This is a genomic window from Methylotetracoccus oryzae (assembly GCF_006175985.1).
GTDB classification, from domain to species: Bacteria; Pseudomonadota; Gammaproteobacteria; order Methylococcales; family Methylococcaceae; genus Methylotetracoccus; species Methylotetracoccus oryzae.
Map to the genome: position 1 here is coordinate 147,129 of NZ_SRSH01000003.1, position 22,444 is coordinate 169,572.

Annotated in this window: 19 protein-coding genes; 3 read left to right on the forward strand and 16 right to left on the reverse strand. The window is 63.9% G+C overall.

Features of this window, described 5'->3' with window-relative positions:
• Positions 1-55: 55 nt before the first annotated feature.
• The 9 genes from ispG to BWR02_RS04730 form a co-directional block, all read right to left on the reverse strand.
• Positions 56-1,288: a flavodoxin-dependent (E)-4-hydroxy-3-methylbut-2-enyl-diphosphate synthase gene (ispG, locus tag BWR02_RS04690; RefSeq protein ID WP_139556600.1), complete on the reverse strand. Its 1,233-nt coding sequence runs from the start codon at positions 1,286-1,288 to the stop codon at positions 56-58.
• A gap of 343 nt (positions 1,289-1,631) precedes the next feature.
• Positions 1,632-2,102, reverse strand: a complete 471-nt coding sequence (locus tag BWR02_RS04695; RefSeq protein WP_139556601.1) for a hypothetical protein — start codon at positions 2,100-2,102, stop codon at positions 1,632-1,634.
• On the reverse strand, positions 2,099-2,437 hold the full coding sequence (locus BWR02_RS04700) for a DUF4326 domain-containing protein (protein ID WP_139556602.1): 339 nt from the start codon (positions 2,435-2,437) through the stop codon (positions 2,099-2,101). The genes BWR02_RS04695 and BWR02_RS04700 overlap by 4 nt, the downstream gene beginning before the upstream one ends.
• Before the next feature lie 3 nt (positions 2,438-2,440).
• Positions 2,441-3,166: a DUF5131 family protein gene (locus BWR02_RS04705; RefSeq protein WP_139556603.1), complete on the reverse strand. Its 726-nt coding sequence runs from the start codon at positions 3,164-3,166 to the stop codon at positions 2,441-2,443.
• Between the two features lie 29 nt (positions 3,167-3,195).
• The gene (locus tag BWR02_RS04710; protein WP_139556604.1) at positions 3,196-3,663 is read right to left on the reverse strand and encodes a hypothetical protein; all 468 of its coding nucleotides are present in this window, start codon (positions 3,661-3,663) and stop codon (positions 3,196-3,198) included.
• A gap of 40 nt (positions 3,664-3,703) precedes the next feature.
• On the reverse strand, positions 3,704-4,135 hold the full coding sequence (locus BWR02_RS04715) for a YcgN family cysteine cluster protein (RefSeq protein WP_139556605.1): 432 nt from the start codon (positions 4,133-4,135) through the stop codon (positions 3,704-3,706).
• 88 nt (positions 4,136-4,223) lie between these two features.
• Positions 4,224-5,645: an APC family permease gene (locus tag BWR02_RS04720; RefSeq protein ID WP_236101924.1), complete on the reverse strand. Its 1,422-nt coding sequence runs from the start codon at positions 5,643-5,645 to the stop codon at positions 4,224-4,226.
• Positions 5,646-5,714: 69 nt separating this feature from the next.
• Complete coding sequence (locus BWR02_RS04725) at positions 5,715-6,479, reverse strand: DUF2272 domain-containing protein (RefSeq protein ID WP_139556606.1); 765 nt, start codon at positions 6,477-6,479, stop codon at positions 5,715-5,717.
• Positions 6,480-6,539: 60 nt separating this feature from the next.
• A complete protein-coding gene (locus BWR02_RS04730; RefSeq protein WP_201276153.1) occupies positions 6,540-8,399 on the reverse strand; it encodes a hypothetical protein in 1,860 nt (619 codons plus the stop codon).
• 228 nt (positions 8,400-8,627) lie between these two features.
• Here BWR02_RS04730 and BWR02_RS04735 point away from each other — a divergent pair, with 228 nt between their 5' ends.
• Complete coding sequence (locus BWR02_RS04735; protein WP_139556607.1) at positions 8,628-9,173, forward strand: HD domain-containing protein; 546 nt, start codon at positions 8,628-8,630, stop codon at positions 9,171-9,173.
• Complete coding sequence (locus BWR02_RS04740; protein WP_139556608.1) at positions 9,170-9,562, forward strand: YchJ family protein; 393 nt, start codon at positions 9,170-9,172, stop codon at positions 9,560-9,562. Before BWR02_RS04735 ends, BWR02_RS04740 begins: the two co-directional genes overlap by 4 nt.
• 2,217 nt (positions 9,563-11,779) lie before the next feature.
• Here BWR02_RS04740 and BWR02_RS04745 read toward each other — a convergent pair.
• The 6 genes from BWR02_RS04745 to BWR02_RS04770 all read right to left on the reverse strand — a co-directional run bounded on the left by BWR02_RS04745 (position 11,780) and on the right by BWR02_RS04770 (position 19,849).
• Positions 11,780-13,084: an ABC transporter permease gene (locus BWR02_RS04745; protein ID WP_139556609.1), complete on the reverse strand. Its 1,305-nt coding sequence runs from the start codon at positions 13,082-13,084 to the stop codon at positions 11,780-11,782.
• A gap of 13 nt (positions 13,085-13,097) precedes the next feature.
• A complete protein-coding gene (locus BWR02_RS04750) occupies positions 13,098-14,048 on the reverse strand; it encodes an ABC transporter ATP-binding protein (protein WP_162560015.1) in 951 nt (316 codons plus the stop codon).
• The gene (locus tag BWR02_RS04755) at positions 14,038-14,538 is read right to left on the reverse strand and encodes a glycosyl-4,4'-diaponeurosporenoate acyltransferase CrtO family protein (RefSeq protein ID WP_139556611.1); all 501 of its coding nucleotides are present in this window, start codon (positions 14,536-14,538) and stop codon (positions 14,038-14,040) included. The genes BWR02_RS04750 and BWR02_RS04755 overlap by 11 nt, the downstream gene beginning before the upstream one ends.
• A gap of 40 nt (positions 14,539-14,578) precedes the next feature.
• The gene (locus BWR02_RS04760; protein WP_139556612.1) at positions 14,579-15,685 is read right to left on the reverse strand and encodes a glycosyltransferase family 2 protein; all 1,107 of its coding nucleotides are present in this window, start codon (positions 15,683-15,685) and stop codon (positions 14,579-14,581) included.
• An 80-nt stretch (positions 15,686-15,765) separates the two neighbouring features.
• The gene (gene odhB / locus BWR02_RS04765) at positions 15,766-17,031 is read right to left on the reverse strand and encodes a 2-oxoglutarate dehydrogenase complex dihydrolipoyllysine-residue succinyltransferase (protein ID WP_139556613.1); all 1,266 of its coding nucleotides are present in this window, start codon (positions 17,029-17,031) and stop codon (positions 15,766-15,768) included.
• Entirely contained in the window at positions 16,997-19,849 is a 2,853-nt protein-coding gene (locus BWR02_RS04770) for a 2-oxoglutarate dehydrogenase E1 component (RefSeq protein ID WP_139556614.1), read from the reverse strand. Before BWR02_RS04770 ends, odhB begins: the two co-directional genes overlap by 35 nt.
• 263 nt (positions 19,850-20,112) lie before the next feature.
• Between BWR02_RS04770 and moaA the strand changes: the two genes are divergently transcribed.
• The gene (gene moaA, locus BWR02_RS04775) at positions 20,113-21,117 is read left to right on the forward strand and encodes a GTP 3',8-cyclase MoaA (protein WP_139556615.1); all 1,005 of its coding nucleotides are present in this window, start codon (positions 20,113-20,115) and stop codon (positions 21,115-21,117) included.
• A 497-nt stretch (positions 21,118-21,614) separates the two neighbouring features.
• On the opposite strand, the gene BWR02_RS04780 is transcribed toward moaA, so the two are convergent.
• Positions 21,615-22,397: an enoyl-ACP reductase FabI gene (locus tag BWR02_RS04780; protein ID WP_139556616.1), complete on the reverse strand. Its 783-nt coding sequence runs from the start codon at positions 22,395-22,397 to the stop codon at positions 21,615-21,617.
• Between the last annotated feature and the right edge of the window lie 47 nt (positions 22,398-22,444).

The window sequence follows — 22,444 nt, forward strand, 5'->3', positions numbered from 1 at the left end:
CGCGCGCCCGCGGTCCGAAAGCACCGCGGGCGGAATGGCTGCGGCCAGGCCGCTGTCAGGCGGCCGCGTCGGTGTCGACGCGACCGTAGTGGCTATCGATGTAGCGCTCCACCAGTGCCTGAAATTCTTCGGCGATATGATCGCCTTTCAGCGTGACCGTCTTTACGCCGTCTTCAAAGACCGGCGCCACCGGCTGTTCCCCCGTGCCGGGCAGACTGATGCCGATATTGGCGTTCTTGCTCTCGCCCGGGCCGTTGACCACGCAGCCCATGACGGCCACATTCATGTCCTCGACGCCGCGGTAGACCTTGCGCCACTCGGGCATCTTGTGGCGGAGGTGGCTTTGGATCTGTTGCGCCAGCTTCTGGAAATAATCGCTGGTGGTGCGGCCGCAACCGGGGCAGGAGATGACCATCGGCGTGAACGACCGTATGCCCATCGTCTGCAGTATTTCCTGCGCGACGATGACTTCCAGCGTGCGGTCGGCACCCGGCTCGGGCGTCAGAGAGATGCGGATGGTGTCGCCGATACCCTGGTTCATCAGGACCGACAGCGCTGCCGTCGATGCGACGATACCTTTGGACCCCATTCCGGCTTCGGTAAGGCCCAGATGCAACGCGTAGTCGCACCGCGATGAAAGCGATTCATAGACCGCGATCAATTCCTGAACGCCGCTCATCTTGCATGACAGCACGATGCGGTCCTTGGGCAGGCCCAACTCGAGCGCCCGGTGCGCGCTTTCCAGCGCCGAAGTGATCACCGCTTCGCGCATGACCTCGGGCAGCGGTCTGGGCTCGTTCAACTGTGCATTCTCGTCCAGCAGGCGTGCGAGGACCTGCTGATCGAGACTGCCCCAGTTGACGCCGATGCGGACCGGTTTGCCATACTGGCACGCGAACTCGATCATCTGCGCAAATTGCGGATCGCGTTTCGAGCCCCGGCCGACGTTGCCGGGGTTGATGCGGTATTTGCCCAGCGCCTCGGCGCAGTCGGGGTATTTGGCCAGCAATTTGTGGCCATTGAAGTGGAAGTCGCCGATCAGCGGCACCGTGCAGCCACGCCGGTCGAGTTCGTCGCGGATGCGGGCGACCGCGGCGGCCGATTCCTCGTTGTTGACGGTGATGCGGACCAGTTCCGAACCGGCGCGCGCCAGTTCATAAACCTGCTGGACCGTACCGTTGATGTCCGCCGTGTCGGTGTTGGTCATCGATTGGACCACGACGGGGGCACCGCCACCGATCTGGACCTCACCCACCTTGACGCCGACTGTATTCTTTCGCTGCATCATCTAAACCTATCTGACTGAATCTGTTTGCGACTGCGGCCCAGACGAACCTTCGTCGCCGCGAAGGGCGGAATGTCTCGGGGAAACCCGTCGGCTAACTGCATCGTCACAGCCAGCGAGCCGGTAGCAGCCGTGTGGTAAGGCGCTGTATTGTAGCAGGCGGCTCTGCAAGTGACCCGTGCGGTCCGCCCCGCTGAGAGTTCGGGGCCGGCGCGAATTCCGCGACTAATTTCCGAGTTCCTGGCTCGGGTGTCAAGTGTCTTCAAACGATGGCGCAACCCGTGGAGTCTCCTCTTCATCGACGGTGGACCTGGTTCGAGAAGGCGGGGGCATTCGGGGCCCCGGTTCACTTCGCCCCGAGATACCGTGCGGATTCCTTCAGGTGCTCCGGGGTCATGGCGCGGCGGTAGTCCTCCGTCATCGCCGGGGTCAGCAGTTCGATCAGGAAGCGATTCTCCACCCAGAACTCGATGACCCGGAAGTCCCGCCGCTCGCAGGTCACGGCACGCCATTCCTCGCGACGGCCGATCGCCTGGATTTCCTCCTCCGACCGGCTCACTGAAATTGCGGCATGGGTGCCGCTGAAAATGTCGGGCTGCGGATTCGTGACGGCATGCACTGCGTCGGTCCGCCCGCCGGGGACGAGTTCCGTGCCCAGTGGGTAGACTTCGATGGCCGTGCCGGAGGGGTCGTCGGCAATGGCGATATGACTTCCGGGGAAAATCGAGAAGGGAAAGCTGCGGCCGCCGAGCACTTCGGCCAGAACTGCGGCGACATGTGCCGGGCTCCGGGCCGTGAGCGAGAAATGATGAATCATGGTCCGTTATCCTTCGTGGTGGCAGGCGAAGCAGTTGTCTGAGGTTCCGGTGCCGGCGGGACGATCTCGTTGACCACTCTGAGCCAGACGTCGGCGTGACAGGGCTCCGTCAGCGGACAGAAGCACATCAGATCCTTGCCGCGCAGCGCCTCGCGTGCGGCGGCGATCAACGCGGGGTGGTTGCGCAGATAGTCTTCGAAACGTGCCACCGCCGTTGCGTGATCTCCATGCTCGACCGGAAAGGGGTTACCCCAGCGGCTCGGTCGCGCGACGCTGACGGCGCCTGCTGGTTTGCGCCAACCTTTGATGCGGCGTTGCTGGACGCGTCGCGGCATGGCCTAGAGAGCCTCCAGGGGCGAGGTGGGCATCGCGTCGTGGAGGCAACCGTCCAGCAGGCGTCCGGTCAGATCCTTGCGCACGCCTCCCCACTGTTTGAAAAAGAATGCGGTACCGGACCTGCGACATTGATCGCGTAGGTCCCGAACCCACTCAGCCTGCATCGGCCTGGCCCCGGGCCCCGACTCCCCGCCGACGATCAGCCAATCCATGCGGCTCAGATCGAGATTCTCTAGCGGGCCGATCAGGGGCTCGCAGGACAGGAATCGCCTGGCAGCCGGCACGGTGCGCAGATCCTCGATTCGGTGCGTCACGGCGGCGTTCTCGACGCTGACGCCCATCCAGACATTCGGCGTCCATTGCAGCGCTCTTGCCAAGTGTGCCAGCCGCTGGCTGCGTTTGGTCAGGATTTGGAATGTGTGCTGCGGGCAACTGGCCATGGTCGCGAAAACCCGCTGGATAAAGCCTTTCGGGATGTCTTCATGAAACAGATCGCTCATCGAGTTCACGAACACTCGCGACGGCTTCTTCCAGCGGCGGGGCGCATCGATCAGGTCTTCGTGCAGGCGGAGCTCGAAACCGTCGGGATAGCGCGGGTTGCCCATGGCCTGGAGCCGCGTGGCCATGCGCTCGGCATAGCAGTGCTTGCAACCCTGGCTCAGCTTGGTGCAGCCGGTGACCGGGTTCCATGTCATCTCGGTCCATTCGATGCGGGTCTTCGTGGTCATCGCTGCCGGTAGCGGAGGCGCACGAGCCCCTAGATGAGTCCCAGCGCGAAACCGAGCACCAGGATCACGACAGCAGTGACCAGCAGCTTCAGCGAGAAGTCGGCCGCCTTGCGGAGCCAGCGGTCCCGGAGCACCATGAAACGGGACAATCGGTCGAGGTCTGCCGGCTCGGGGTCGGTGACCGTGCGGCCGTCGGTGCCGAGATGGACCAAGGCCTCAGCTCGTGTCCTCCGGAACTGGTCGAGTTGCTCGAGCAAGCGTCCGCAAAGGAATGCCAGGGTCAGCGCGTCCTCGACCTTGAGGGATTGGTCGGGAGGCAGCGGACTGTTCAGCTGCGCGGCTGCTTGCTGTAACAGCGCGCTGATTTCGTCGGGGAGTTCGGTGGCAACCGATTGGGCGAGTTGTTCAAGACCTTCCCCGCGCGCACCAAAGTCGCGGATCAGCGCCTGTTCGACCCGTTGCACGTAGGTTCCGGCCACTGGTTTCAGATCCTTCATCGCGGTGTCGTAACCTGGGGCCTGGGTAAACGCCTGATCATTAGCGCAGCCATTCGATCACATGCTCTTCGACGCAGCCGACCTGCTCCTCGGATATTGCGAAGGACCTGATCGAGATACCGGCGCGGTGCACGGCGTCGGCTCGTCCCGCGATCAGGGGGTGCCAGTCGGGCAGATCCTGGCCCTCTGCGACCAGACGATAGCCGCAGGTGCTCGGCAGCCACTGGGGGTGGTCTAGGGCATCGCGGATTTGCAGGCACTCCGGCACTCGTTCGCTGCGGTTCGCATAATCGGTACAGCGACACCGGTCGATGTCGAGCAAGCGGCAGGCGACGCTCGTGAACAGGATTTCCCCCGTGTCCTCGTCCTCGATCTTGTGCAGACAGCACTTCGCGCAACCGTCGCACAGGCTCTCCCAGGCTTCCGGTGACAGTTCGTGCAGCGCCTTTCCCTTCCATCCATCGTCGATCATCGCGCTCTATCGGGTGGTTTGCCGGTATCAGTTCCCTATTGTTACCGAACTTGCTCCTTGAAGATATGCCGCGAATGGGGTGGACGGGTCAGTCCTGGGGCTTGGTCTCGCCGCGGCATGAGTCCCGGGTGCCTGACTTCCAGAACCGGTAGAACGGCAATCCGGCGATCAGCAGGGCGATGCCCAGGCCGGTGTCTCCAGGTCTCTGGATCAGCATGCTGCAGCAGAATGCGGCGGCGACGGCGACGAAACACAGCGGGACCCAGGGATAGCCCGGAACGCGATAAGGCCGCAGCGCATACGGCTGACTTCGTCGCAGTGCAATGACCGAGAAGGCAGTGATGCCGTAGAAGCCCCACATGCCGAAGATCGCGAAGTTGAACAGGCGTTCGAAGGCCAGTTTGTCGTGTCCGAACAGCACGATCAGTCCGCACGCGAAAAGGGCTTGCAACAGCAGGGCCTTGGCAGGTGTGCGATGGTTAGGGTTGAGGTCGGCCATGTGGCGGAAGAACAGCCGGTCGCGAGCCATCGCATAGGATACCCGTGCCCCCGAAAGAATCGCGCCGTTCAGGGCCGCGAGGGTCGAAATCAGCGCGGCGATGGTGATTGCACCAGCACCCCAGGGACCGAACAGGCGTTCGGCGACGTCCTGCGCAACGTGGGTGGAATGCTGCAGGCTTGCGAGTGGCAGGGCATAGAAGTAGGCCACGTTGATCAGCAGGTACACGGCCATGACCATGATGATGCCGAACACGAGGACCCTGGGAATCACGCGCTGTGGGTCGCGGACCTCGCCTGCGACCATGTTGACGTTGTTCCAGCCGTCATAGGCCCACAGGGCAGCCGACAGGGCAGCGAAAAAGCCACCGACCAGCGCCGCGCCGCCCTTGCCCTGCTCCGCAGCCAGCACCGGGAATTCGGCCCAGGAGCCGCCGCCGCTGCTGAGGACCAGCGCCGCGAGCGCCAGGATGGCTGCGACCTTCAGGGCCGTCAGGACCGTCTGCACGTTGCCGCCCACCGCGATGCCGAGATAGTTCACCGCGGTCAGTACGATGACGGTCGTCAGCGCGACAGCCTGCGTCCCGTTGAAGCTCCAGCCACCGACCGAACCGAGTTCCGACGCCAGCCAGGGAAAGAAAAAGCCGAGGAACAGCGCAAAGCCGGTGGCGATACTGGCGATCGACCCCGTCTTGCCGATCGCGATCTGTTGCCAGCCGTACAGAAAGCCCCAGACCGGCCCGTAAGCCCGACGCAGGTAGGCGTATTCCCCACCGGCCTCCGGATAGGCCGCGCCCAGTTCGGCGTAACTCAGTGCGCCGGCCAAGGAAAGTAGACCGCCGAATACCCAGATGAAGAAGACACCCGGAACCGAGCCCATTTCCCGCGCCATCGTGGACGGCACCAGGAAGATGCCGGTACCGATGACCGACCCGGCCAGCAGTGCCCCTGCGCCGAGCCAACCCAGTGCCCGATTCAGTTCCAGCGTCGCCGGATCGCGACCACGCATCATCGGTGCAGGCCAGTGTGGTAGCGGTCGGGCCCGCACGCGGCGGCGACCGATCTCGTGCGTCGCATCGCGTTACAGCCGATTCTCAACGACGACGAACCAGGGGCGGCGCTTGATGGGTTGCAGATACCCGCTGCCGTCGAGAGTCAGGACGCTCTTGGATACGGAGTTGCGCACATTGCCCCCGATCACTTCGAGCGTGGAGCCCTCGCGCGTAACGACGATATCGCAATGCAGCTTGTTGTTGTCCAGAAAGGAGGCATCGGCGGGACCTCGAAGCATGGGCGCGCCGTAGTGCTCACGGGTTGCGCAGATCAGGTCGCCGGGCTGGGCCCGGTACTCCCGGATGCCGTGCGGAACGAAGCCCTGCCCCGGCATCCCATTGTCGCGAACGAAGTGCTTGAGATACACCCAATGCGCGCGGGCCGGTGGGAACTGGAAGGACGGTACGCCCGCCCGTTGCATGACATAGCTGATGAACGCCGCAGACCACGGCTGCTTGCAGTCATTCCCGTCGAGCCCGGGCATGCCGACGGCGCTCCAGTACATGTTGACCCGGAACACATGGCTGTCGTCATCTTCCCAGAACCCGACGTGCGGGATGCTCTCCTCGTTGCCCTGATAGACGATGCGTTGCTGGCCGAAGTAGTCCCACTCCGCCTTGGCGACGTTGACGATGGCCCTTTTCGTCGGACTCAAGGGCGGCGGCCGCTTGACGGGCACCGAGACGGGAACCTCGGCGACCGGGGACGGCAAGACCGGCGGCGGCTTCTTCTGGCCACCACAACCGCTCAGGGACAAACATGCGCACAGGGCGATCGTCTTGATCTTCGACATGGGCATCCTGAAGATGAAGGGGATTGGATGAAATCGGTGCTCGGGCCGACAGGAACGCGGTCAGCGCGGTGGTCGTCGCGTTTCGTGGAACCAGACGCGGTATTGTTCCATGCGCGCGCGCTGGTCGGCCGGGGCATGAGACCGGCAGGTCGCGGCTTCCGCTGACGAAGGATCCGCTCCCCAGCGCAGCTCGACGCAGTCGTTGGGGTTGTACGCGGCCTCGAGGGCCCACTGGCGGGCGAACAAGTCGGCCAGGGTCAAGGTCCAGGCACTGGCATCGCTGCGGTGGTAGGTGATTTCGCGCTGAGCGATGCTGCGCTCATGCAGGGCCTCGATTTCCTGCCTGGCGGCCCCGGGGGAGCGGCCATCGAGTCGGTAGAGTTCCGGGTAGCGGACGATACGCTCCGGCACAGCCGCCAGCACGTTCATGGCAATCAGCAGCCGCATGTCGCGGGAGGGGGTGGCATAGTCCTCCCACGCGCCTATGGTCTCGAAAATTGCCGCGCCGCTGGGCATCGGGATGACCGCTCGCGGGTTGCGGCGGCGATAGGCCTCGCCGTTCTCGACCGATTCGATCCGCGTCTGAACCTGTTCGAGCAGGGCATCCAGCGTGTCGGTGTAGGCCTGCTCCGGATCGAGCCCGCGCGGATTGATCAACTGACTCATGCGGGCATAAAAGTCTTCGCCGCCGAGGTCGCGCTGCTCGGCCGAGTACGGTGGGAAGCGCGGATCATCCAGCAAGGCCAGATTCGACAACAACCGCGCGGGGCCCGCGCCGTCGCGGTCGACGGCCAGCGGTCGGAAGGCCTTGAATCCCGGGCCGGCGCTGCGGATGCCCCCGGCAAACAGAAATGTGCCTTCCCAAAAGCGCTTGCGCGTGACCGAGTTGTCGGGCTGCGCATCGACGGCCAGCAACAAACCACTCTGACTGGCCGTCTGCGGTAGCCACTTGACCAGGATCAGCACGTGACCGTAAGGGTCGGCGTACACGCTGCCCGGCCACAAGGTCTCCCGCCGCAGCGGGATGGGGTAGAAATCGGTTTGATTGTCGCTCAGGCCGGTGCGCGCACTGCCGGAGTGCACGGTGTCAACCAACCGTCGCGCCACTCGCTGGAAGCTTGCGGTAGCGGCCGGCTGTCCGGTGAATCCCGTCTCGATCACGGGAGCGCCACATTGCGGCGGCGCTGCGGAAGAGCCCCGGCTGCAGGTCCGGAAGGACATCGGGAGGCCCACTTTCCACGCGAAGTAGGTGCGCAGGAAATAGGGTAGGTCAGCGCAATCGGGTTCTGCCGGCAGACGCCGGTCCTCGTCCCAGCCGAGATGGCCATACAGAAAGTTCCGTTCGGCATTGCGCAGAACCGGCTCCAGCGAGGGAAAGCTCAGATTCTCACCCGGCGGCGCGTCGAACAGCTTTTCGATCCAGGCCGCGTAGAAGGCCTCGGTCTTTCGATCCCAGCCGCGGTCCGCCGGTCCGCTCATCGGGCGCCGCGCCGTGACTTCGGAACACGCGATCAGAGCCCCGTTGGATCTGGCCTGGAACACGTAGTGTCCGGCATCCAGCTCGTCGAAAACGGCTTCGGCGCTCCAGGGCGGCCCACCGCGGGCGGTCGTCGACAGCCGGCGGGTCATGCCCTGATCGCTGACGACCATGATGTCATCGAGTGCGTCGGTCGCCGAGACGGCAAGAATGCGGAGGGGTTCGCCAGGTTGCGGTGTCCGCGGGGAGAACCAGAGGGCTGTGTCGCCGGCATCGCTGGTGCAGGTCACCTCTCCGGCGGTCGCAGGTTCCGGGGCACTCATCATGACCAGGACGAGCAGTGCGGCAACAAAGACGTAGAGCCGCTTCACCGGTCGGTGCGCGTCAGTCGCCTGGTCGCGCGGGATCGCCATGCTGTTGAATCGGAGTGTGGTGTGCCGCATCGAGCGTATTTCCCGCGCCTGTCGAATACCGCTTTCGGTCAATAATTTGCTGTTTCATTATGCAGAATTCGGGCAGGCAGCGACAGGTGCCGCGTACACCGCCATGGTGGTACCGAAAACGGGGGGAGGGGCTATGGTTCGCGCATGCGCAGCCTTCCACAGCTTCGTTCGATACGAGTTTTGCGGTACATTTTGACGCGAGCCCCTTGTTCCGAGTGGTCGTGCGCCATGTTTCCAGAGCCCGAGTCCCTCAAGCTCATTTTTGATGCACTGGCATTCGCCGCGGACATGCACCGCGATCAACGCCGCAAAAACGCCGAACAGGCACCGTACATCAACCACCCGATCGCGCTGGCCCAGATCCTGGTCCGCGAGGGTCGCGTGACCGATCCAACCGTGATCTGTGCGGCGCTGCTGCACGATACGATCGAGGACACGGTAGCGGAACCGATGGATATCGAACAGCGCTTCGGTCCTGAGATCTGCGCCATCGTGCTTGAGGTCACCGACGACAAACGGTTGCCGCAGCATGAGCGCAAGCGCCTGCAGATCGAGCATTCTCCCGTGCTGTCGGATGCGGCAAAGCTCGTCAAACTCGCGGACAAGATTTGCAATCTGCGCGACGTCGCCGAATCCCCGCCCGTCGGCTGGACCCTGGAGCGCAGGCAGGAATACTTCGACTGGGCGATGGCGGTCGTCGATGGGCTGCGCGGAGTGTCGCCGGCACTCGAACTCGCTTTCGATCAGGCTTATGCCTTGCGACCGCGCGCATGAGCGGAACCTCCGGCCAATCCTGTCCCTGCGGTAGCAGTGAAAGCTACACGGCCTGCTGCGGCCGCTACCATCTGGGTGATCGGCCGACGACTGCTGAAGCACTGATGCGCTCCCGCTATTCGGCGCATGTGCTGGGGCTGCACGAGTATTTGACCGACACCTGGCATCCAAGCACTCGGCCCGCGGATGCGGCGGCCGATGGGCCGCCCACGACATGGCTGGGCTTGCGGGTCAAGCGATCAGACCCCATCGATGCGGACCATGCGATCGTCGAATTCGAAGCACGATACAGGGTTAACGGGCGCGCCTTTCGCATCCATGAGATCAGCCGCTTCGCACGCGAGGGCGGTCGCTGGTTCTACATCGACGGCCATTTTCCGGAAGGGTAAATCTGCGAACCGTGTTCCTAACTCATGGGCTTGCATGGGCTGCGTCGGGCAGCTTTAAGGTCCGCGCGGTTTCGCGGGTACGTAGAGCCGCCGGTAAGGATGCGATGACCCGGTCGCGCGCGGGGACCGGAACGCTGAAGAAGGGTGCCGGGGTATCGGTGACCCTGGGGGGAAGGTCACCTTTCCCGCACTTGCGTGCGGCAACCCCGGCACAAAACAGTGGGCGGGCGGCGCCCCGACCGCCGGCTACCCGCGGGGCGAAGCGGAGGCGGACCCGTTGGGACCCACGCCGTTTCGTCGCGTGCCGGTCCGGCGGAGAGTCCGCGGCCTGACCGGCTGTGGTTCAGGGTGCCGGGGTATCGGTGACCCTGGGGGGAAGGCTACCTTTCCCGCACTTGCGTGCGGCAACCCCGGCACAAAACAGTGGGCGCGCAGACAGCTCCCCCGGCCGCCGGTTACCCGCGCGCCGAAAGGGAGGCGGACCCGTTGGGATCCGCGCCGTTTCGTCGCGTGCCGGTCGGGCGGAAAATCCGCGCCTGACCGGCTGTGGTTCAGGGTGCCGGGGTATCGGCGACCTTGGGGGGAAGGCCACCTTTCCCGCACTTGCGTGCGGCAACCCCGGCACAAAACAGTGGGCGCGCAGACAGCTCCCCCGGCCGCCGGTTACCCGCGCGCCGAAAGGGAGGCGGACCCGTTGGGATCCGCGCCGTTTCGGCGCGTGCCGGTCGGGCGGAAAATCCGCGCCTGACCGGCTGTGGTTCAGGGTGCCGGGGTATCGGTGACCTTGGGGGGAAGGCTACCTTTCCCGCACTTGCGTGCGGCAACCCCGGCACAAAACAGTGGGCGCGCAGCCCCCCGGCCGCCGGCTACCCGCGCGCCGAAAGGGAGGCGGACCCGTTGGGATCCGCGCCGTTTCGGCGCGTGCCGGTCGGGCGGAAAATCCGCGCCTGACCGGCTGTGGTTCAGGGTGCCGGGGTATCGGCGACCTTGGGGGGAAGGCCACCTTTCCCGCACTTGCGTGCGGCAACCCCGGCACAAAACAGTGGGCGCGCAGCCCCCCGGCCGCCGGCTACCCGCGCGCCGAAGCGGAGGCAGGCCCGTTTTGGGGCCCGCGCCATTTCGTCGCGTGCCGGTCGCGCGGTGAGGCCGCGCGACCGGCTCTTGTAATAGGGAGCCGGGATATCGGTGACCCTGGGGGGAAGGTCACCTTTCCCGCACTCGCGCGCGGTAACCCCGGCATAAACGTTTCACTTACAGCAACATCGATCGTGTGACGAATCGCGGATTCTGTCCGGGAGTCCCGCGCGGCGCCGGCCACTCGTTCAAGTGCACCTGATGCGCCCCGGCGGAGCTCAAAACCCAGGGCGAGCCACAGGGTCAATCTGCGTTTCGAGTTCGGCCAGGCCCACCGATGTGACCCCGACGTCGCTCGGGCGAGTGCCAACCCGCTGCATAGGCGGTCTGAAATCCGTGCTGTTTCAACGCGTCTATGTAAAGCATGGGTCGTGCCATTGTGAAAAATGGCTTTAAAAACAGTCATCCGATGTTTTGGCCGGCGTGCGCTGTCAAGCGGGCCTTACACCATTCGGCGTATCTTCCGCCAACCGATGCCGCTCATGCGGGCGACACGGTAATGCCGGCATTGAATGGCTGCCCTGGCTGCCGCCCGGCTTGGCCAGTGCCACGGAGTTCGAAGAGTGGCCCGCACTTCAGTCCGGTTATGCCGCAAGTGGTAGGGATTTCAAGTGTCCCGCATCGCTGCGTGACGACCAATACGTATATCTACGTAGATGGGGGGATCGCGTCGAAGGGACCCCGGTAAGGGTTCCCGATACGACTCGGGCGGGTATTCAATCGCGAGGATAGGCTGGCGGGTGTCCTGGCTTTCGCTCGTGGGCTTGTCCCGGAAGTGAGCCTGCCGCGTTGCGCGGACGCGTCTCACAGTTCATTGCAGAGCGCGGGCAGCCGGAGTGAGGGTCCGCGGGGCAGCGAGCGCGTTCATGACGCGCTGTTCCGACACGGCGATGGGAGTGGCGTGGACCGGGGACGGGTCGTAACCCGCGTTGAATACCTCGGGCGCAACGGCGCTACAGGTGCGATAGACTTGACGGGGTGTCGGATTCCGGGCCCCCGAAACGCTCGGATTAAGCGTGATTAGCACCCTGTCCGTCAGAGGGCTCAACCCAAAGATCGCCGCGCGGGTTGTCGGATCAGTCGCTAGTTGAGCCGCAGGCGCCAAAGCCCGATGACCCAGAAGATCGATGCGAAGCCCAGCAGCACGGCGGTCTCGGTCAGGATGTCGCTGACACCGAGTCCGCGTACGATCACATCCTGATAGCCGGACAAGGCCCAGGCGTGCGGGGTGAGGCGGGAGAGTTGCTGCAGTCCCTCGGGCATCACGAAAGTCGGAACCATGATCCCGCCGAGCGCGGCCAACGTGATCGCGAGCAGTACGGCCAAGGTGTCGACCTGCGCCTCGCTGTGCCCCAGCGCCGCGACCAGCAGGCCAAGGCCGTTGGCGGCGGCTGCCGTGCCGAAGGACAACAGGGCAAAGGCAGGCAGATTGCCGAGATGCATGCCGAAGACAGCCGCACCGACGGCAAACATCAGGGCGATCTGCAGCAGATTGACCAGAAGGTAAGGCATCAGTTTGCCGATGATCAGGACGCTTTTCCGCACCGGTGCCGTCAACAAGCGGACGAAGGTGCCGTCGAGCTTTTCTCGCAGGAAGCTCTTGGCGATCGTCAGCACGATGAAGAACACGCCGAAGATGGCGTACGCCGGCACATTCTGCTCGGTTGCCGAGGGTCGTCGTGCGCGATCGAAGCCGCTGGGCGGCTGCAACACAAGCTCGACGCGCTGCGCATCGTCGCCCAGTACCGCCGCTACCTCATCGGCCGGATCCGGAGGGGCTGCCGAAGGATCTCCCACCGTGGGGGGAGGGACGTCGTCTGCCTCAGCGCCGAAAGCCTCCTCGAAACGTGCCGGCAACTGGGTCCCCAGGCGGACGCGCTCGATCATGCCGGTCAGCGTGCCGGCTACCATGGTCTGCAATTGGCGATTGATGGCCGGGTCGACGATCAGGGCCAGCGCAACCGTTTCGTTGGAACGGTGCAGGTTGCCTTCCGATGAAGGCGCAGCGGCAGTCCCTGTTTCGATTCCGGCGATGCGGTCGCTGTAATCGGGTCCGAACAGCAGCGCAAAGTGAAAGCGTCCCTGCCGAATCGCGGCCTCGGCGTCGTCCCGCGTCCATGGACCGCCAGGCCCTGTTTCGACCAGGGTGATGCCTTCGAGCGCACGCGCCAGTTCAAGGGTGTCGCGGGCTGCTTCTCCCCGATCCTGGTTGACGATCAGGATTTGCAGCGGGTGGCTGCGGGTGCCGGCATCGAACACGCCTTCCAGCGCCACACTCATGACCAGGATGAAAAAGGCCGGCATCAGAAACAACAGAGCGAGCGCCTGGCGATCGCGCCACAGCAGACGCAGTTCCTTAACGGCAATGGCGGCAATCGCTGACAGCATGTCGGTATGAGCCTCAGTCCCGCAATTGTCGACCGGTCAAGGCAAGGAAGACGGCCTCCAGATTGGGTTCGAGCAGGTGTAGTCGCCGAATCGGCAGGCCGGCCGCCTGGGCCAGACCGAGTAGTTCGGGCAGCGCCACTTCGGGTTGGAGCGAGCTGACCGTGAGCGTCATGGCATCGGGACCCGGGAGTTCGACCGTCCCGAGTTGTCGCAAGCTCGTCAGGAAGTCGGCAGTGGCCGGCACGCCGAGTTGCAGCTCGATGAGACCGGCGGCCAGTGCCCGCACCAACTCGCGCGGCGCATCCGTGGCCATCACCCGCCCCTGGTCGATGATCGCGACGCGATTACAGAGCCGTTCCGCTTCTTCCATGTAGTGCGTGCTGTACAGCACGGTCGTTCCATCCCGATTGAGCTTGCGCAGGGTTTCCAGGATGGCGCTGCGGCTTTGCGCATCGACACCGACGGTAGGCTCATCCAGTATCAGAATCTCGGGTTCGTGCAACAAGCCGATCGCGATGTTGAGCCGCCGCTTCATGCCACTGGAATAGTGGGTGATGGGCTCTCGATCCCGCTCCTGCAGTTGGGCGATGTTCAGCACCGCGTCGATCCGTTCGCGTAACCGGTGGCCGGCGAGCCCGTAAATGCGGCCGAAGAAGGCCAGATTCTCGCGGGCGGTCAGGGTGGGGTAGAACGCGAACTCCTGGGGTACCAGCCCGAGTTTCCGCTTCGTGGCTCCGGCGAGCGGCCGCCGCGCATCGCCTTCAATTAGGATGCGACCCCGCGTAGGATCGATCAGTCCGCAGATCATGGCTAGGGTCGTCGTCTTGCCCGCGCCATTGGGACCCAGGAGCCCGAAGAAGTCCCCGCGCCCGATGGTCAGATCGATGCCGCGGACGGCTTCCAGCTCGCCATAGCGACGAACGACGCCTTCGAGTCGCACCGCAGTGGGGGTCTCAACGCGCACTCGCGGCTCTCCGCTTCCGGACGACACGGAATAGACGAAAGCGGTTGTAGCGCTGGGTTGCGATCAATGGCAGATTTTCTATCGCGGCATAGACGAGCATCAGCACGCCCACGCCCGGCTTGTTCCAGAAGAAAAACCAGGGTGCGCAGGCCAGAATGATCCAGTGAACCACTTCGGCACGACAGGTCTCGGCGATGAAGGTCTCCAGATGAGTCGTGGAGGTGTCGGTGAGATGGCGCTTCGGGAAACCGAGTCGGCCCAGCAGGGGCGCGCCATCGGGCAAATGGCGTTTCCAGGAGCGGATCCGGAACGCTGCGGCGTAAAACTCACCGTCCCGTTCCCAGAAACGCGGGCGGAACCAGCGCGCGTCGGTATGGAAATGACGCAGAGGGAGTGCCGAGAGACCCGCCGCAACACCCAGATGAATGACGAGCCAGGCGGCAATGTCCAGTAGAACAGTTGCCCCGGTCGGCAAGTAGATCAGCCTCATGGCCCGTTGCCCGATCGATCCGCCACGGTTTTCGACGGCTTCATGTGTCGATGGTCCGACCTTTCCACGTGACCTTGCCGGTCAGCCGTGCGATCAACTGCGCGCGAAGAAAGACGTAGACGAAGAACATCAGCGGTACCGGATAGGCCAAGGCCGTCGTCCAGTGAAAATTGCCGAGCCGGGCCAGCATCCAGTGCAACTGAGCGGCGAACAGCAAATAGCACGCAGACCAGACGGCCAGTGTGCCCGCATTTCCGACGATGCCAGCCTGAATCAGATGCCGGATGGGTTCGAAGGCGGCGATCAGCCAGCCGCTGATCAACACCGTAATCCAGGGCGGGCCCTGCGTCACGCCGACGGCGAAGCTCTTGCCGAAGCCTTCCTCCAGCGCATGCAGTCCCCCTCGGTACATTCGAAACCACACGGTGCCCTTGCCGCCGAGACTCCGAAGCGGAAGCCCGGCTTCCACGAAGGCTCGCCCCAGCGGTAGGCTCTCGATCACCGCACCGGCAGCGGCCCGATGGCCTCCCGCGGTGAAATAGTCCTCACGCGTGCAGATGTTGCAAGGCCCGAAAGCCGCAGCGTTCATGCGATGCCGCCCGAAGGGGCCGGCGGAAGCCAGGCTGGCATAGCTGACGATGTTGAAGAAGGCGGCGAGCTGTTCATGGGGTTGGCTCATCCGGTGGTAAGGCTGTACCGAGACCAGCCCGCCGCCCTCAGCCTGTGTGCCCATCAGGCGTCGCAGGCCGTCGGGTTCGAGGCGCGTATCGGCATCCAGAAAAGCCAGTACCGCGCCGGTGGCGCGGTGCGCGCCTTGCCAACAGGCCCACGGCTTGCCGCACCAGCCCTCGGGAAGGGGGGGCACCGTGATGACGCGGGCACCTCCTGAGAGCGCTACGTTTGCGGTGCCGTCGGTGGACTGGTCGTCGACGACGATGACCTCGGCTGGTGGCAGCGTCTGTGCTCGCAGCGACTGCAGCAACGGCCCGAGATTGACCGCCTCGTTGCGGGCCGGAATGATGACCGAGACGGTTCGGCTAGCGGCCGGGCAGTCCGGGACGGTAGGCGACGGGCTGTCGACCCGCCAGAGCAGCAGGAAGCCGAGGCACCAGAGCAGCAGGAAGAGGGCGAGACTGAGCGGATCCATGGGGTGCGACTTCCGGCGAGGTTAATGGCGAACGGAAGACCGCGGTCGCGGAAGGCGACCGCACGTCGCTGTCGCCGCGCCTAAACCCCCAACAGCAGACGGTCAGGATCCTCCAGCAGTTCCTTGATCGTGTAGAGGCACAGCACCGCGTCGCGGCCGTCGATGATGCGGTGGTCGTAAGACAGCGCCAGATAGACCATGGGGCGAATGACGATTTGCCCGTCCTCGACCACCGGACGTTCCTTGACGGCGTGCATACCGAGAATCGCGCTCTGCGGCGGGTTCAGAATCGGCGTCGAGAGCATCGACCCGAAGATGCCGCCGTTGGTGATCGTGAAGGTCCCGCCGGAAAGTTCCTCGATCGTGAGTTTGCCTTCGCGGGCCCGCTTGGCAAATTCGTTGATCGACTTTTCGATGGCGGCGAAGCTGAGTTGGTCCGCGTTGCGAAGCACCGGCACGACGAGCCCGCGGTCGGTCGAGACGGCGATGCCGATGTCGTAGCGGTCGTGGTAGACGATGTCCTCGCCTTCCAGCGATGCGTTGATGATCGGAAAGCGTTGCAGGGCCTCGACCGTCGCCTTGACGAAGAAGGACATGAACCCGAGCTTGACGCCCTGGCGTTCTTCGAAGCGCGCCTTCAGGCGGTTACGGACGTCGTAGATGCGCTGCAGATTGACCTCGTTGAAGGTCGTCAGCGTGGCAGTGGTGCGTTGGGCTTCCAGCAGTCGCTCGGCGATTCGGGCGCGTAATCGGCTCATGGGCACACGACGATCGCCGCGTGACGTTGCGCCAGCGCCCGTGACCTCAGAACTCGGGGATGGCACTGCCGGCGCGGCGGCGGGCTGTTCACCGTTGGTGCGTGCCAGATAATCCAGCACGTCCTGCTTGGTCAGCCGGCCCTCGCGGCCACTGCCGAGTATCTGCGCGGGATCGAGACCGTACTCGACGACCAGTCGGCGCACGGCCGGACTCAAGGGTTGCTGAACGGTCTCGAGGCGTGACGGCGCTGCGGTCACGACTGCGGCCGGAGCGGGGGCGGGCGCCGGCGGGGGCTCGGCGATGATCTCGGGCAGGGCAACAGCCGCGGAGGGCGACACGGCCGCGCCCGGATCCGTCTCGATGACCGCGAGCAACTGGCCACTGGTGACCACGTCACCGCGGTTGCCGACGGCCTCCTGCAAGATGCCGTTCTCGGGGACCGGTACCTCGAGCACGACCTTGTCGGTTTCCAGGTCGATCAGATTGTCGTCTCGGCTGACCCTGTCGCCTGGCTTCTTGTGCCAGTCGAGCAGCGTGGCGTCACTGACGGATTCAGGCAGATTGGGTACGTTGACTTCGATACGCATGAACGATTCCCAGAGATTCTCCGGATCCGATTGATCCGAACAGCGCGTCCTCGATGACCTTGCGGTGCTGCTCGATGTGGCGCTTGAAGTGGCCTTCGGCGGGGGCGGCGGACATCGGCCGCCCCGCATAGCTCAGCGCGATGTCGCCTTCCATGACGCCGAGGAACCGATGCTTGATCTGGTGCCATGCGCCCTGGTTCTCAGGCTCTTCCTGACACCAGATGAGTTCCCGGACGTTCGGGAAGCTGGCCAGCTCCGCGAGGAATTCGTCCATCGGGAACGGGTAGAGCTGCTCGACCCGGATGATGGCGATATGGTCGAGGTTTTCCTTCCGGCGATTCTCGAACAGATCGTAAAAGATCTTCCCGGTGCACAGGAGCACGCGCGTCACGGCGTTCCGGTCCAGCGGCTCGCATTCGCCGATGATGTTCCGAAACTGGCCGTCGGCGAGTTCACTGATGTTGGAGACAGCCATCTTGTGGCGCAGCAGGCTTTTCGGCGTCATGACGATCAGCGGGCGGCGGAAACGGCGCAGCGATTGTCGGCGCAGCAGATGAAAGATCTGCGCCGGCGTCGTGGGCACGCAAACCTGGATGTTCTGCTCGGCACAGAGTTGCAGGTAACGCTCGATGCGCGCCGATGAATGCTCCGGCCCCTGACCTTCGTACCCGTGCGGCAGCAGCATCACCAGGCCCGACAAGCGTCCCCATTTGGTCTCGCCCGAGGAGATGAACTGGTCGATAACGACCTGCGCACCGTTGGCGAAATCCCCGAACTGCGCCTCCCAGATCACCAAGGTTTCGGGTTCCGAGGTGCTGTAGCCGTACTCGAAGCCGAGCACGCCTTCCTCGGACAGCAGGGAGTCGAACAAACGGAAGTGGCCCTGTCCCGCTTTCAGGTTCTGGAGGGGAACATAGACCTCGCCGGTGTTCTGGTCGTAGATGGTCGCATGGCGGTGGAAGAAGGTGCCGCGGCCGACGTCCTGTCCGGTCAGGCGGACGCTGCGGCCATCCCACAACAGGCTTCCGTACGCCAGGTTCTCGGCAAAACCCCAGTCGACTGGGCTGAGCGCGAGCGCCATCTGTTGGCGCGCCTGCAGGATGGCTGCGGTCCTGGGGTGGACTTCCATATCCGGCGGGACTGCGAGCATGCGCTCGGCAACCTGCTGCAGGGTTTCCAGCGGGGCACCCGTCTCGCAGGGCGTCGTCCAGGTCTGATCGAGGTAGTAGTCCCAGCGGGTCTTCGTGTAGCTTGCGGCGTCGGCGATCGTCGGCCGGATCAGCGCTTCGTCACCCTCCTGTAGCGATGCCTGATACTCGTCGTCGATCCGTTGGAAATCGTCCGGGGTAACGATGCCTTCCGCGATCAGGCGCTCGGCGTAGAGACGGTGCACCGGGGGGTGTTGCCGGATGAACTGGTACATCACCGGCTGGGTCACGGCCGGCTCGTCGGCTTCGTTGTGCCCGTGCCGGCGGTAGCAAATCAGGTCGATGACGATGTCGCGGTTGAACGCGATCCGATAGTCGACAGCCAGACGCGCCGCAAACAGCACGGCCTCCGGGTCATCCCCATTAACGTGCAGCACCGGCGCCTGGACCATGTTGGCGACGTCGGTGCAGTAGAGGGTCGAACGTGCGTCGAAGGGATTGCTCGTCGTGAAACCGATCTGGTTGTTGATAACGATATGGATCGTGCCACCCGTCGTGTAGGCGCGCGTCTCGGCCATGTTCAGCGTTTCCATGACCACGCCCTGACCAGCGAAAGCGGCGTCGCCGTGAATCAGGATCGCCATCACCTGCTGTTCGCCGTCGTCCCCGAGACGATCCTGACGCGCCCGCACCGAGCCCTCGACAACCGGGCCGATGATTTCGAGATGCGACGGGTTGAAAGCCAGGGCCAGATGCACGGGGCCACCGGGGCTGACCACATCGGACGAGAAACCCATGTGATACTTCACGTCGCCGTTATGGCCGACGAACTGGTCTTGCGGCGCGATGCCTTCGAATTCCTTGAACAATTCGCAGGGCTTTTTGCCGAGAATGTTGACCAGCACATTGAGGCGACCGCGGTGAGCCATACCAATGACGATTTCGCGCGTTCCGTTCGCCCCCGACCGCTGGATGATGTCGTCGAGCAGCGGAATCAGGACCTCCCCGCCTTCCAGCGAGAAGCGCTTCTGTCCTACGTACTTGCGATGCAGATATTTTTCGATCCCTTCGCCGGCCACGAGTAGCTTCAGTAGCCACCGCTTCTCGTCGGCATCGAAGCTTCCCCGGGCGCGGGTGCCTTCGAGCCGGGTCTGCAGCCAGTTCTTGATCTCGGTGTCCATGACATGCATGTACTCGACACCGATCGGACCGCAATAGGTCTCTCGGAGTATCGCGAGGATTTCGCGCAGCGTCAGTTGCTGGTCGTCCTTCAGGAGATCGACGTAAAAGAGTTGGTCGAGATCGGTCTGCTCCAGCCCGTAGGTCGCAGGCTCGAGTTCACGGATCGACGGTAACCCGGCGTGTTTCAGCGGGTTATTATCGGCAGCTTGATGACCCAGCGTTCGGTACTGGTCGATCAACCGGTCCACTGCGGTCTGTTTGCGCAACTGGGCCTTCGATGCCTCGGCCGGTCGCGTTTCGCCTGATGGGGGGCGCGTCGATGCTCGCTCGGCCAGCCCGGCGGAGGGCATCGTCGCGAACGTCCGCTGCCAGCTCGGGTCCACCGAAGCCGGATCGCGCAGGTACTTGGAGTAGAGGTCCTCGATGAAGCTGGCGTTATCTTCGGACAGGGCGGAGCCCGTTTGAAGCCAGCGCAGGAGTTCGGTCATGGATGTGCGATTGCCAAATCCCAGCAGGTCGCGTTCAGGGAGTGCAAAGAATATGTGTTTTTCAAGCAAACTCCAAGCATCGTGGTTTGCGGCGCATCAAGTAACCTGCTGATCATCGCCGCCGTAGGGTGTTGAGTCATACGCGACTCTCCGACCGGCCGCCCACCAGAAAATTCCCGAGCATTTTGTTACTCGCGCCGGTCAAAAGCATGTAAAAATTTCCGCCGGACACCGAACTGCGCCGTGCAACCTCGCGAACGACCATGACCAGCGCCCCTCCCACCCTCCTGACCGACCGTTTCGGTCGGACCGTGAACTATGTTCGGATCTCGATTACCGATCGTTGTGACTTTCGCTGCCAATACTGCATGGCGGAGGACATGACGTTTCTGCCGCGAGCACAGATCCTGAGTCTGGAGGAAGTCCAAGAGGTGGCTCGCGCCTTCACCGAACTGGGCGTCGGCAAGATCCGGATCACCGGCGGAGAGCCACTGGTCCGACGTGGTGCACTGGGATTGATCGAAGCGATCGGCCGCCTGCCGGGTTTGCGCGAGCTGGTGCTCACGACCAACGGCTCGCAGCTCGCACAGAACGCGGCGGGACTGAAAGCCGCTGGTGTGCGCAGGATCAACGTCAGCCTTGATTCCTTGCGCCCGGAACGTTTTCGGGCCATTACCCGAGTCGGTGACCTGACGCAGGTGTTGCGGGGGATCGAAGTGGCCGTCGCCACCGGTTTCGCACGTATCAAACTCAATGCCGTGATCATGAAGCACCGCAACGACGACGAGGTTGTGGAGCTGGTTCGCTTCGCCAGGGATAGCGGAACCGATATCAGCTTTATCGAAGAGATGCCGCTCGGGTTCGTCGATGGTCGGGATCGGAGCGAAGACTTCTGTTCCAGTGAAGAGATCAAGACAGCCCTGGACCGGGATTTCACGCTGTTGCCCTCGCCCGAAACGACGGGCGGACCCTCGCGCTACTTCCGCCTGGCCGGCAGCGACACGCGGGTCGGCTTCATCTCACCGCACAGCCACAATTTCTGCGGGAGCTGCAACCGGGTGCGGGTGACCGCGGAGGGTCGGCTGCTGCTGTGTCTCGGCAACGAGCACTCGGTCGATCTGAAGCGCGTGATTCGAAGTCACCCCGGCGATACGGAGCGCCTGCGGCAGGCCATCGTGGCGGCCATGGACCTGAAGCCCGAGCGCCACCATTTCGATCTGACCGCGCAGCCGGTCATCATTCGCCACATGAACGCGACGGGCGGGTGAAAACTGAAACGTGATCCGGCGCGAAAAGCTCCGGTGATGCCGTCGGCGAGGCTGTTTGAGGGCCGGTGAAGTCGCCCGCGGCTGGGCCCCATGCGAACCGGAACCCCCTCAATATCGGGTGAATGGCGCTGGTTTCGGAGTGGCTGTGACGCATTTCACAGTCCGCACCGGGAATATTCACTGTTGTCAGTCGGAACCGTGACGGTAATCTGGCACCGTGCCGGAGAGGATCAGCGGGGTAAGGATTCGGGGGGCTCGGTGCCCGTTCGGAACGGGCGGAATCTCCGGCACAACCTGACTGACCGGGTTTGCGCAATGCGTGTCCTGGCCTTAAGTCAGAGCGCCCAATTTCCAACATCGCTCGGTCACTGTGGGTGTCGTCGGAAGTCGGCCGGGATTGCTTCCTCCTCCGCAGCGGCGCTGCGCGGAAAGCGCCGAATCCAGTCAGCGCGTCCCGCGTTCAGCACACCGCAATATCGAGCGAATGGCCCGTGCGGCTAGAACGCCGGCAGGCCCACGATGTTGTAGCCCGCATCGACATAGACGATCTCGCCGGTAATGCCGGAGGCCAGATCGGAGCACAGAAACGCCCCGGCGTTGCCGACTTCCTCGATGGTGACATTCTTGCGCAGCGGCGCGGCCGATTCCGCCTTGGCCAGCATGTCGCGAAAGTTGCTGATGCCGGATGCGGCCAGCGTCCGGATCGGGCCGGCCGACACTGCGTTGACCCGCGTGCCTTCAGGCCCCAGCGAGTAGGCCAGATAGCGCACGTTCGCTTCGAGGCTGGCCTTCGCGACGCCCATGACGTTGTAGTTCGGCAGCGCACGCTCGGCGCCGAGATAGCTCAGGGTCAGCAGTGAACCGTTTCTTCCCGCCATCAACGCGCGGCCCGCCTTGGCGAGCGCGGCGAAGCTGTAGGAGCTGACGTCGTGCGCGGTGCGAAAGTTTTCGCGTGTGACCGAGTCGATGTAAGAGCCTTCCAGCGCGTCGCGCGGTGCGAAAGCCACGGAGTGGACGATGCAGTCCAGTCCGTCCCACTGCTGGCCCAGCTGCTCGAACAGCGCCGAGATCTCGTCGTCGCTGGACACATCGCAGGGCAGGACGATGGAGGAGCCGCATTCAGCGGCCAGTCCCTCGACGCGCTCGCGTAACTTTTCGTTCTGGTAATTGAACGCGAGTTCGGCGCCTTCGCGCTTCATCGCCTGAGCGATGCCCCACGCGATCGAACGATTGCCGGCCACGCCGACGATCAACACCTTCTTGCCTTGCATGAACCCCATCGTTGGCTTCCTCCGTATTGTGCGAATTTTTGAAGCGGCCCAGTATG